Consider the following 11348-nt stretch of genomic DNA (forward strand, 5'->3'; position numbering starts at 1 on the left):
CTGGTCTAAAATCTCAAATCTAAAATCTCAAATTTCTATGACTTATCCTCGCGTTCTGTGTCTGGGTGAAGTTTTATTTGATTGTTTAGCAGACAAACCAGGAGTATCTCTCGAAGAGGTAGAATCTTGGACGGCATATCCCGGCGGTGCTCCTGCTAATGTTGCCTGTGCTTTGGTTAAATTGGGGACGGCGGCGGGATTTATCGGTGCTGTAGGTGCGGATGAATTGGGGAATTCCCTAGTGCAGGTATTGCAAGAAGTAGGGGTTGATATCGCTGGAGTGCAGCGACATCCAAGTGCGCCGACGCGGCAAGTTTATGTCTTGCGGAATGAAGCGGGCGATCGAAATTTTGCCGGTTTTGGCGAATTTGATACTGCGGATTTTGCAGACACCCGCCTCCTTGCTGCACAACTACCCGAAGTGTTGTTTGAAAATGCCGAATATTTAGTGCTAGGTACTTTAGAATTAGCTTATCCTGAAAGTCGAGAGGCGATCGTCCGAGCGATCGAACTAGCAGAACAGTATGACGTTAAAATTATACTTGACATCAATTGGCGTCCCGTGTTTTGGCCAAATCCAGACGAAGCAAAAGCGCGCATTAGAAAAATTTTAAAAAAAGTTGATTTTGTCAAGTTATCTGAGGAAGAAGCCGAATGGTTGTTTGACACTACCGATGCTGGAGCTATTACCTACCGTCTCGATTCTGTAGAAGGCGTTTTGGTGACTGCGGGCGAAAAAGGTTGCGCTTATTGTATCTCGGAAAATGAAGGAAAAATTCCTGCATTTACAGTAGATGTTGAGGATACAACAGGGGCAGGCGACGCATTTCTGGCTGGTTTTGTGCGACAGTTGTGCAAGCAGGGAATTAAGAATTTAGCCGATCCCAAAATAGCCCAAACAATTGTAACTTATGCCAGTGCGGTAGGTGCCATGACAGCGATGAAACCGGGCGCAATTAGATCTCAACCTACTGCGGCTGAAGTAGAAGCTTTCTTATATTTGTACAAAAATTAAGGCCGCAAACCTATCAGCATGGAAACGGAGAGGGGGCTAAATTTGGTTCAGAAACTCGGTTTATCAGAAAAAAATAACTTTTATACTAAATCCGCCTTAAAAAACCTCAATCCGGCTGTTTGAAATCCATACTCTATAGCAATCCTTGCAGGAGTCGTAAATTTTTTACCCCCGCGCAACCCTCCCCGAACCAGCTCGCTCGGGATTAAGAAATTCACAAATGATGCGAGGATTGCTATACAAACTCTCCTTCTAGCTGAGAGAAACTAAGAAATCAAGGGGTATTGAAGCCAGATTTGGTATCAGAGGTTTTATTGTGGGCAATTAACCGCACATCAGATGAATTCTAATTTGGCGCAAGATTAACTCTAACGGCTGCGAAGCATCTATGATAATTGCATCTTCAGGTTCTTCGAGACTGTCTAACTGACTTAACAGCAAGTCTGCTTTCATGTAGTGATTTTCGCGATTTTTTAACCTTGTGGCTAATAGCTGAAAAGAACATTTGAGATAAACTATCTTCATTCGCTTTTGGTCTCGGTAGAGCATTTCGCGGTAGGATGCTTTTAAAGCAGAACAAGCCAAAACCACATTTTTATTTTCTAACAGCCACCTGTCTATTGCGGCTTGCAATTGTAATAGCCAAGGAAGGCGATCCGCATCTTCTAAAGGAATGCCCCGACTCATTTTATCGATATTAGCTGATGGGTGAAAATCGTCAGCATCGCTGAAATCCCAGTTGAGAGATTGCGCCAGCAACTTACCAACAGTAGTTTTGCCAGAACCTGAGACTCCCATCACGATCGTAATCATGGCACTTATTTACCGAATACTTGCAATTTTATCAAGTTGTGCGATCGACAAACCGGGTTTCTTAAGTTGCCGGATGAATTCTACCACCCTAAAAATTTCAATAAACCCGGTTTATTTTTGGTTCTAGATCAAATTTCTTCCATAGTGGGTTTAATGAAATTATAAGCCAAAACGCCGATAACTCCACCGATCACTGGGAATACAATAAACGCCCATAACTGTTGGATTGCCCATCCGCCTTGAAAAAGTGCGACACCGATACTTCTAGCTGGGTTAACTGAAGTATTTGTTACGGGAATTCCGATTAAGTGAATCAACACCAGCATTAAGCCGATCGGAATTCCGCCCAAACCGACGGGATATTTGGGATGGGTAGTACCCATGATTGTAAATAACAGAAAAGCAGTCAGTACAATTTCCGTCAAAGCTGCTGCCAAAAGTCCGTAACCAGTGGGAGAATGTTCTGCAAAACCGTTAGATGCAAATCCAGAAGCCGCCGCATCAAAGCCTGGTTTTCCTGATGCTATCATATACAAAACAAGACCGCCTAAAATTCCCCCTACAATCTGACCGCCTATATAATAAGGAAGCAAAACAGCATCGATCAGTTTGGCAACTACTAAACCGATGCTTACCGCCGGATTAATATGGCATCCAGAGATAGGGCCGATCGTATAAACCATGATTAAGAGGGATAGACCAAAAGCGATCGAAACTCCCAAAAAGCCGATTTTGTCTCCAGCTAAAACCGCACTGCCACATCCACCTAATACCAACACAAAAGTACCAAAAGCTTCAGCAACCCCAATCTTTATTTTTTTGTTCATACTCACAATTATCTCAAGTTTCTAATCGGTCAATTTCACACCCATACGAGTTCTATTTATAAAAATTAGAAATCGAATTTGTTTCACTAAGCGCAACAATACTAATCAAAATCATTAGCAACATATAGCTCTAATTTTGATAAATTGTATGAGCTTAACTGAGAATGCGAAATTGGGAATCGATAAATTAGCTCAAACATACTCTATTATGTAAAAAATGTCAACACTTAGCTAATTATTCGTCTAAATGGTGCAATTTTCTGTATTCAATCTGTATTCAATTCACAATAATTAACTTGAGTTCTTCCCTAATTATGCAATTGTAATTTTACTTATTGTTGCTGATTATCCGATCGCACTTGCAGCTAAAATATCACTGCTAATCGGCTGGTACATCGGGCTTTTGAAGGGGCGAAAGCCTTGCTGGCAATCGGCAGTCATCTTACACAGCAAGCGGAACTGTAGCGGCGTTGGGGGTTGATTGACGCGATCGACTTCTACGCAAACCAATTCTGGATGCTGCGAAATAATTTCAAAAATATCATCCACAAGATAGCGCTGACAATAGCCGACAATCCAGTGATCTTTAGTACACAAAAGCAAACGGGAAGCGCGCGAATTTTGAAATTCGTGGGCTAAATACAAAAGTTCGCCCACTTGAAGCCGATTAATCCGTTCAATTGCCGACTTTGAAAGGTATCGCAGTCCATCTGCAAAAAAATGGATAAAGTAACGTCCATTTTCATCTGGTTCGGGACAAGGGAACACCTCAAATTTATCCGTTGCCCGTTTGCCTCCGCTGCGCGCCAATAAAGCAATTGGGTCATATTCGTGTTCAGGGATATTCAACCATTGTACAAATTCAGGGTAGTCAGGGCGCGATCGCGCCATCACTCGATTAGAAAACAACGCAAACAGTTTCTGTGAAGTGTAAACATTATTGAAATCCGGGAAAGATGGCAAAGGCAGAAACCCGCACTTAAGTTTCGCCTCTAAAACACCATTTGTATAATTGAACTGGTATTCTTTACCGTTAAATGTCAATCGACCAATCGGAAACCAAGAACCGCTGTCCGGGCTTTGCCAAGCCAAAAATAGTGTTTTCAAAGTAAATCTCCTGTCAATTCAAGTAGGGTGCACAGTGCGTACTGCACAAACACAACTCACCTACGTGGCTTAAAAAATGTTTACCCGATCGACCCTTGACACTTTCCTCTCAAAATGAGAGTATAAGTATACCAGCAGGACTTATACCAAATCCGAGTTTACCACCCCTGTTATAAATATTCCGTCATTGCGAGGGAAGCGAAGCAATCGCTTGCGTCTCTGCGATTGATTTGCTTCCCTCGCAATGACAATAAAGGGGATGCCTAACCCGGATTTGGTATAACGCTGCATAACTGAACTTTGACATCACCTGTAGAGTTCTGGTGGACAGCGATCGCTCTATATAGCAATCCTCGCATCATTTGTGAATTTCTTACTCCCTCCCCGAACCCGGTCTGAGGGTTGGGGTGGGGTAAAAAGTTGATGACTCTTGCAAGGATTGCTATAGATAAAATCTGTGAGTAAGTCCTGTATAAAGTGATGGAATAAGCCACGTTAGGGAAGCGAAAGAGATGCAATACAAAAACACCAAAAAGCTAAAAACAAATGCACCTAATTTCGATCCGCAACCTCCGTGATGATGCTGCTAAATACCCGGATGTCAAAAATAAAATTGAGATTTGGAAAGAAACTGTCAACAAAGCGGCATGGCAGAATTTGGAGGATGTTCGCAAAATTTATCGGGATGCCGAAGCAGTAGGAAACTTTACCGTCTTTAATATCAAAGGCAACGACTATCGCCTGATTGTTGGGATTAACTATGAGAACCAAACTGTTTTATACAAATATTTCCTAAGCCACTCTGAATACGACAAAGAAAAATGGAAAAATGACCCTTACTTTTGACCGAACGACTTACAGCAACTTGCTGGCAGAAATTGCTCCCAAGGCGATCGAAACTGAAGAAGAATACGATCGCCTCCTGGCAGTTGCAGAAAGGCTAACATTTACTAAAAACCTCACTCCAGAGGAGAAAGTTTTATACAAGTTGTTAGTCACTTTGATAGAAGTTTACGAGACAGCAAACTATCCCATAGACACATCCGAACCTCATGAGATTTTGCAACATATCATGGAATCCAGCGACACCCGCCAAGCAGACTTGGTAGGTATCATTGGATCTAGCGGCGTAGTATCTGAAGTTGTGAACGGCAAGCGATCCATTAGCAAAGCACAAGCTAAGGCACTCGGCGATTATTTTCAAATCTCACCTAGCTTGTTCATTTAATTTAAGATGAATCGATTGGTTACAATCTAATTCCATGTCTTGTAGGGGCGGCTTGGGCGACAATAATCGCCTAGAATCGACAATACAATAAACCCGCCCCGCCCCGATCGAGACTAATCGATCGAACATAATATAAGGTGCGTCATATCCGAAACCGTCGATTAATTCTAGAGTGAAAGTCTGACGCACCCTACAACTGGTAAAAGCAACTCTCTAACACAGGAATTCGCGCGGATCGGTGACATACCCAGTCAGCGCAGAAGCCGCCGCCGTATAAGGCGAAGCTAGATAAACTTGCGCTTCTTTATTCCCCATCCGGCCGGGGAAATTGCGGTTAGTTGTAGACACGCAAATTTCCGGTTCGTTCATCCGCCCAAAAGTGTCTTTCGGGCCGCCCAAACAAGCGGCGCAAGAAGGCGCAGCGGGTTCGATGCAGCCGGCAGCTAAGAAGATTTCCGAAAGCGTTTGACCATCGTATTTTGTGACAAACAAATCTTCGTAAACTTTCTGAGTTGCTGGTACTAAATAAGTCGGAACTTTGACTTGATTTCCTTTGAGAATGCGGGCGGCATTCAGAAAGTCGGAGGTTTTGCCGCCGGTGCAGGAACCGATGTAAACTCGATCGATCTTGACATCGCGGCAGTTGCGGGCTAAGTCGCGGTTGTCGGGAGAGTGCGGTTTGGCGACGACTGGTTCTAATTGGGTGACATCGTAGGTGCGATCGCTATAAAATTTAGCATCCCCATCGCTGTAAAATGAATCGAAGGGTTTGTCAGTCCGCGAAGTAACGTAATCCAACGTAGTTTTGTCGGGTGCAACCGTGCCGTTTTTGCCGCCAGCTTCAATCACCATATTGCACAGCGTCATCCGTTCTTCCATCGTCAAACGCTCAACTGTATCGCCGGCAAATTCCATCGTCCGGTAGTTAGCACCAGCCACGCTAATATCACCAATAATCTGCAAAATTAGGTCTTTTGCTAACAAATAATCCGGCAGTTCACCGTTGAACACAAAGCGCATGGTTGCGGGAACTTTGATTAACAGTTTGCCGGTTCCCATGATAAAAGCCGCGTCTGTATTGCCGATACCGGTGGCGAATTGTCCGAAAGCGCCGGCATTGCAGGTGTGGGAATCGGTGCCGAAGAGCACTTCGCCCGGTCTGGTGTGACCTTCTTGTGCTAGGGCGATGTGGCAAACTCCTTTGTAGTCGGGATTTGCTTTGAAGTCCGATCGATCCGTGATGTCGTAAAAGTATTTTATCCCTTGTTCTTGGGCAAAATCGCGGAGAATATCGACGTTGCGGTTAGCGCGTTCGTCGTTGGTGAAAATGTAGTGGTCGGGAATGAGGACGATTTTGTCTGGGTTCCAGACTTTAGCATTCTCACCGAATTCGCGTTTGAAAACGCCGATGGTACCGGGCCCGCAGACATCGTGGGTCATCAACACATCTGTTTCTACCCAGATATTTTCTCCGGGCTCGACTTTAGTGCGCCCTGATGCTTTGGCTAATATTTTTTCGGTCAGAGTCATTCCCATAGTGCGATCGCTCTTTTTTATTAGATGCTACAAGTGTATTGTAAGCGAAACATTCTATTAAAATTGAAATTATCAGGTCTCAAAAATCGGGAGTAATGACGATGACCTTGCTGACGTTACCCCTAAAAGTTAATCTCGATCGCGTTCAATTTACCGATGAGCAGTTTTATCAACTCTGTCTCAGTAATCCTGAATTAACCATCGAGCGCGATGCTGAAGGAAGGTTAATTGTGATGTCTCCAGTTGGCGGCGATAGCGGTAGTCGCGAGATGGAGCTCGGTGGTGAAGTTTATATTTGGAATCGCCAAACCCAACTAGGTAAGGTCTTTAGTTCTTCCACGCTATTCAAATTGCCCGGTGGAGGATCTCGTTCTCCTGATGTAGCATGGGTGGAATTGTCTCGCTGGGAAGCACTCACTCCAGAACAACGGCAGAAATTTCCCCCCATAGCGCCGGATTTTGTCATTGAACTGCGATCGCGATCGGATAATCTGCAAACTTTACAAGATAAAATGCTGGAATACCTGCAAAGTGGGGTGCGATTGGGTTGGTTGTTTAATCCACAAAATCAGCAAGTAGAAATTTACCGACAGGGACAAACAAAAGAGGTTCGCTCTTTACCCACACAACTTTCTGGAGAAGATGTTTTACCTGGATTTGTGCTGGAAGTTCCATTATTTACCGATTGAACTATAAGAGGCGATCGCAGTGATGTTGCCAACATTTGGCGGCTCGTCTATAGCAGTTCTCAGCGATCTCGCGCTTTGGGGATAAATTCTTTCATGATTGCCCAAGCAGTGCCAAAACCCAGCAGCATTGCTGCCATGATTGTTGCAGGATTGGGATTGTTGGTCGTCAAAATTAAGAGGCGATCGCTCTTGGTTAAATGATAGTTTTACCAGACCCGATTGCCGATCGCGCTTGGGTGTTATAACGAACCGCGAAGACACGAAGTCGGATGCTATAATTATGGATGCAAAAAATCTAAATGTTCTCCAGGAATTTGGCTCAACTCTTCGGGAGTTCCAGTTAGTTTTAGTTCGCCCCGATCGAGCAGTACAATCAAATCGGCGCGCTGAATGACTCGGGGACGGTGGCTGATTAAAATTGTCGTTTTGCCCTGACGATCGGCTAATAATCGATCGAGCACTTCGGTTTCAGTTGCGGGATCGAGGGCTCCAGTAGATTCATCTAAAATCAAGACGGGCGGGTCGGTGACAAGGGCGCGGGCGATCGCCAATCTTTGCCTTTGTCCGCCAGAAAGATTCGCGCCAAACTCGCCCAAAACAGTCTGATACGTGTCGGGAAGTCCGCTGACAAAATCGTCGGCACCGGCAATTTGGCAAGCTTTTACTATTTGTTCTAAAGTCGCGCTAGGGTAACAAAAGCGGAAATTCTCGACAATCGATCGGCTCCAAAAGTGAGCTTCCTGCGGCACGAGCACGACTTGTTCGCGCAGGCATTCTAGGGACAAATCGGATTGATTGTACTGTCCGAAGCGGATATTGCCGGATTGCAGCGCATACAAACCGGCAAGCAGTTTTGCCAGCGTACTTTTGCCGCAGCCGGATTTGCCAATCAAAGCTGTCACCTTGCCGCCGGGAATCGTTAGAGAAAAGTCTTTCAGCAAATCCACGCGGCCGATGTGGTGGAAGTTGAGGTTTTTGCAAGTAATATCGGCATCAGCGGGAATCTCGGCACGATCGCGCGGGGCGTTGTCCCCCATTTCTGGCGCGGTGTCGATGATGTCGCCGAGACGCTGGGTAGCAGTTTGAGCGCGGGCGAACTCGTCCGTCAAGTTGATGGCGCTGCTAATTAGGGCAGTAAAGTTGCGGTTCATGCCGTTGAATGCCAGCAGTTGACCGACGGTGAGTTCTTGGCGAATTACCAGAATGCTGCCAAAACAGAGGACGGCAAGGGAACCGACGCCGGAGGCCAGAGTAGAGAAGACGCTGTTGAGGATGCTGATTTGTAACAAGCCGAATGTGGCGTTTGCCAGATGACCGAAGCGACTTTGCACTTCTTCCCAAGCTTGAGGCGCGGCATTGTTGGTTTTTAAAGTCAAGGCGCCTTTGAAATTCTCAACTAGGATGCCTTGGTTTTCCGCATCTGTGACCAAAACGTCGCGGGTTTTCTGTTGCAGGGCTGGCAGGAAAATTAGGGCTGACAGAGTTGTGAAAAACGAGACGGCGACGGCAGCGACAGTCAGTTTCCAGCTATAGACCAGCATAAATCCCAGGGATACTAGGGCGATGAAGAATTGGCTAGGCAGGCTGGTTACTACCTGGGAGACTAGCAGATTGATTTCCCGGATGTCCCGCAGGCGGCTGACAATTTCGCCGCTGCGGTGCGATTCGTAGTAGCTGAGGGGAAGGCGCAGGATTTGGCGACCGAATTCGAGTGCGAGTCCTAGTTCCAAACGTTGAGCTAAGTGAGCTACTAGATTCGCCTGAACTAGGCTTAGCAGGCTGGTGAAGAGGAGTGTGGCGGCGGTGGCGATCGCGATCGTAATTAGCAGTTCCGTGTCTCTCCTCACCAATACGTCGTCGGTGAGTACCTGAATCAGCAGGGGGAATGCCAGAGAAAGCAGGCCGATCGCCATGTTCAACGGCAAAACTTCCGCAACTAAGGCGCGGTAGTGCCAGACGCGCTGCAAAAAGCGCCCAAATCCCCCGATTCGGTCATTTGGCAGTGCGTAAAAACGGTTTTCGTCCGGCACTAGCAGCAGCATCACTCCATTGTTCCAAGACTCTGTGAGTGCCTCGCGGGTGAGGTAGCGCAGGCCTGCACCGGGATCGGCAACCACATACTTTTTGCCCCGGCGGCCGTAGAGGACAACCCAGTGATAGCCTTTCCAGTGAATGATGGCGGGCAGCGGGGCTTCGTTGAGGCGATCGATCAATTCGGGCGTGGCTTTGACGGAACGGGCGTTAAATCCCAAAGCTTCTGCCCCGCGGCGCAATCCCAGCAGCGTTGTGCCCAATTGTCCGGTGCCGACCGCTTCGCGGACGCGGTTGATGGCCAACGTGCGCCCGCAGGATTTGGCAACGGTGGCCAGACAGGCGGCACCGCAGTCTTCTTCGCTGTGTTGGAGAACGATCGGATATTTCATAACAAGTTTGAAGCTTACAGGCTGATTTCCTCTGTTGATTTTTCGTTTCTCTGGGCCTTCTGCTAGAACGGTTGGGGGGACAAGAGTTTTATCAAAGTTCCCCTTCTTAAGGGGGATGCGAGGGGGAGCTAGACTCGGCTATAAGCGAGATTTATCAAAGGTTTTAGGCTTAAGTTGACACCAATGGGGTTAGTCATTCTGTCGGCCCTTGACTGGCTTTTCACTTCTATCGTCTATTCAGAAATTTTAGTGGTTGGTTGCCTTATCAAACGTAAAATTTAAAAAACCGTAAAGTTGCACTATTAGGACTTACGCACGAACTCTCTCTGTAGGGTGAAACACACCGCACCTTACCGCTACCAATAGTCGGGAAAGGCTGTTTTTGCGTAAATCAAAACGTAAGGATTCAGGTCATGTGAAAAGCAGTAAAACCTATACGGTGTAACCATTTAATGGAATGATTATCAAACATTCATTCTTATTAAGAAACCATGAAAGCTTTTAGTTTCGTACCTATTGAGAATTAAGCTGTTGATTTAACGAATGCTTAAAACCTAGAATTTTTTCTGTGACTACGTTTCAGCTACATGAATCCTTACATCCAAACTTTTCAAGAGAAAGATTGTTTTGTAGCGCGGGAGATAAAATCATGTCTGAAGGTAAAGTTCTTTTTGTCGATTCAAATCAAGAAAACCACTTCTCCGAGATATTTCCTCAGTTCCCCATCATCAAGAGCGATCGCACAATTTGGACTGGTATCAGTTTAGAATACCACCGCCAGCCACCCTTTGAAACTACTGAATATGCGATCGGTTCTCACATGATCGCCATCAACCTCGGACAGAGTTTCCAATTGGAACGAAAGATTGACCGCAGGTGGGAAACATCGCAAGTATTGCCAGGTGCGATCGGTCTTTGTCCGTTCAATCTATCTCACGAACTTCGCTGGCATAGTGAAATGAATTTGCTCTCTCTCAATCTCGAACACGAATTCTTAGTTCGCAGCGCACTGGAGTTATTCAATACCGAGCAAGTTGAGTTATTGTGGCCGATGGCATTTCAAGATCCGTTAATCCAGCAAATTGGACTGGCACTCAAGGCAGAAGCGCAATCAGATGGCGGGGGCAGCCGGCTTTATGCAGAGACAATGGCTAATGCCCTTGCCGTACATTTATTGCGCTATTATTCGACGCAAGGAACTCGAAACTTCGAGTGCAAAGGGGGAATGTGTCCACACAAATTGAGGTGGGTTCAAGACTATATCAACGATTATTTGGAACGGGAATTTCATTTAGATGAACTGGCAGCGCTCGCCCAACTCAGTCCCTACCACTTTTCCCGCGCTTTCAAACAATCTGTTGGTATCAGTCCCTACCAATACGTGATTCAACAGCGAGTTGAACGGGCAAAACAATTGCTGTGCCAGGGAAAGATGAGTTTGTCTGAAATTGCGATAGCCTGTGGCTTTTCTCACCACAGTCACCTCAACCGTCACTTCAAACGCTTGACAGGAGTGACTCCCAAAACTTTGCTCAAGTCATAGCAAGAATGTGCAAAAACAGCAATATCGTGCAAGATGTCTGGCTAATTTCCTGCAACTATTAAGTCAACATATTTTGGAAGTGAAGAAGAGATAGTCGCTTCTTCAACTAATTAGACCGAGTTGATTTCTGACAGCAAGCATCATATCTGCAAGTGAATCAAAACTAC

Annotated in this window: 11 protein-coding genes; 5 read left to right on the plus strand and 6 right to left on the minus strand. The window is 45.8% G+C overall.

Annotated elements, in window-relative coordinates; translation table 11 throughout:
- Positions 1 to 37 precede the first annotated feature (37 nt).
- Positions 38 to 1015: a carbohydrate kinase gene (locus QUA25_RS11030; protein ID WP_333037530.1), complete on the plus strand. Its 978-nt coding sequence runs from the start codon at positions 38 to 40 to the stop codon at positions 1013 to 1015.
- A gap of 324 nt (positions 1016 to 1339) precedes the next feature.
- On the opposite strand, the gene QUA25_RS11035 is transcribed toward QUA25_RS11030, so the two are convergent.
- The 3 genes from QUA25_RS11035 to QUA25_RS11045 all read right to left on the minus strand — a co-directional run bounded on the left by QUA25_RS11035 (position 1340) and on the right by QUA25_RS11045 (position 3762).
- The gene (locus QUA25_RS11035; protein WP_333037532.1) at positions 1340 to 1828 is read right to left on the minus strand and encodes a gluconokinase; all 489 of its coding nucleotides are present in this window, start codon (positions 1826 to 1828) and stop codon (positions 1340 to 1342) included.
- 128 nt (positions 1829 to 1956) lie between these two features.
- A complete protein-coding gene (gene aqpZ, locus QUA25_RS11040) occupies positions 1957 to 2655 on the minus strand; it encodes an aquaporin Z (protein ID WP_333037534.1) in 699 nt (232 codons plus the stop codon).
- Positions 2656 to 3000: 345 nt separating this feature from the next.
- Positions 3001 to 3762, minus strand: a complete 762-nt coding sequence (locus tag QUA25_RS11045) for a DNA-binding protein (protein ID WP_333037536.1) — start codon at positions 3760 to 3762, stop codon at positions 3001 to 3003.
- 546 nt (positions 3763 to 4308) lie between these two features.
- Between QUA25_RS11045 and QUA25_RS11050 the strand changes: the two genes are divergently transcribed.
- Positions 4309 to 4608, plus strand: coding sequence for a type II toxin-antitoxin system HigB family toxin (locus tag QUA25_RS11050; RefSeq protein WP_333037538.1), 300 nt, complete (start codon positions 4309 to 4311; stop codon positions 4606 to 4608).
- Positions 4592 to 4990, plus strand: coding sequence for a transcriptional regulator (locus QUA25_RS11055; RefSeq protein ID WP_333037540.1), 399 nt, complete (start codon positions 4592 to 4594; stop codon positions 4988 to 4990). The genes QUA25_RS11050 and QUA25_RS11055 overlap by 17 nt, the downstream gene beginning before the upstream one ends.
- A 213-nt stretch (positions 4991 to 5203) precedes the next feature.
- On the opposite strand, the gene QUA25_RS11060 is transcribed toward QUA25_RS11055, so the two are convergent.
- A complete protein-coding gene (locus QUA25_RS11060) occupies positions 5204 to 6526 on the minus strand; it encodes a 3-isopropylmalate dehydratase large subunit (RefSeq protein ID WP_333037542.1) in 1323 nt (440 codons plus the stop codon).
- Between the two features lie 101 nt (positions 6527 to 6627).
- Between QUA25_RS11060 and QUA25_RS11065 the strand changes: the two genes are divergently transcribed.
- The gene (locus QUA25_RS11065; RefSeq protein ID WP_333037544.1) at positions 6628 to 7215 is read left to right on the plus strand and encodes a Uma2 family endonuclease; all 588 of its coding nucleotides are present in this window, start codon (positions 6628 to 6630) and stop codon (positions 7213 to 7215) included.
- On the opposite strand, the gene QUA25_RS11070 is transcribed toward QUA25_RS11065, so the two are convergent.
- Together QUA25_RS11070 and QUA25_RS11075 are read right to left on the minus strand one after the other, a co-directional pair.
- Positions 7201 to 7476, minus strand: a complete 276-nt coding sequence (locus tag QUA25_RS11070; RefSeq protein ID WP_333037546.1) for a hypothetical protein — start codon at positions 7474 to 7476, stop codon at positions 7201 to 7203. The two genes, QUA25_RS11065 and QUA25_RS11070, sit on opposite strands and share 15 nt — an antisense overlap.
- Before the next feature lie 17 nt (positions 7477 to 7493).
- The gene (locus QUA25_RS11075) at positions 7494 to 9638 is read right to left on the minus strand and encodes a peptidase domain-containing ABC transporter (protein ID WP_333037548.1); all 2145 of its coding nucleotides are present in this window, start codon (positions 9636 to 9638) and stop codon (positions 7494 to 7496) included.
- 649 nt (positions 9639 to 10287) lie between these two features.
- Here QUA25_RS11075 and QUA25_RS11080 point away from each other — a divergent pair.
- On the plus strand, positions 10288 to 11181 hold the full coding sequence (locus QUA25_RS11080; RefSeq protein WP_333037550.1) for an AraC family transcriptional regulator: 894 nt from the start codon (positions 10288 to 10290) through the stop codon (positions 11179 to 11181).
- The last annotated feature ends 167 nt before the right edge of the window (positions 11182 to 11348 follow it).

Origin of the sequence: Microcoleus sp. Pol17C6 (assembly GCF_036701145.1) — a bacterium.
In the GTDB taxonomy this organism is placed as follows: Bacteria; Cyanobacteriota; Cyanobacteriia; order Cyanobacteriales; family Microcoleaceae; genus Microcoleus.

What these genes read in the sequence shown, in the direction of transcription:
- QUA25_RS11080 (WP_333037550.1), top strand. Translation starts at nt 10,288, where the DNA reads ATGTCTGAAGGTAAAGTTCTTTTTGTCGATTCAAATCAAGAAAACCAC.
- QUA25_RS11030 (WP_333037530.1), top strand. Translation starts at nt 38, where the DNA reads ATGACTTATCCTCGCGTTCTGTGTCTGGGTGAAGTTTTATTTGATTGT.
- QUA25_RS11060 (WP_333037542.1), bottom strand. Translation starts at nt 6,526, where the DNA reads ATGGGAATGACTCTGACCGAAAAAATATTAGCCAAAGCATCAGGGCGC.
- QUA25_RS11050 (WP_333037538.1), top strand. Translation starts at nt 4,309, where the DNA reads ATGCACCTAATTTCGATCCGCAACCTCCGTGATGATGCTGCTAAATAC.
- aqpZ (WP_333037534.1), bottom strand. Translation starts at nt 2,655, where the DNA reads ATGAACAAAAAAATAAAGATTGGGGTTGCTGAAGCTTTTGGTACTTTT.
- QUA25_RS11035 (WP_333037532.1), bottom strand. Translation starts at nt 1,828, where the DNA reads ATGATTACGATCGTGATGGGAGTCTCAGGTTCTGGCAAAACTACTGTT.
- QUA25_RS11075 (WP_333037548.1), bottom strand. Translation starts at nt 9,638, where the DNA reads ATGAAATATCCGATCGTTCTCCAACACAGCGAAGAAGACTGCGGTGCC.
- QUA25_RS11055 (WP_333037540.1), top strand. Translation starts at nt 4,592, where the DNA reads ATGACCCTTACTTTTGACCGAACGACTTACAGCAACTTGCTGGCAGAA.
- QUA25_RS11065 (WP_333037544.1), top strand. Translation starts at nt 6,628, where the DNA reads ATGACCTTGCTGACGTTACCCCTAAAAGTTAATCTCGATCGCGTTCAA.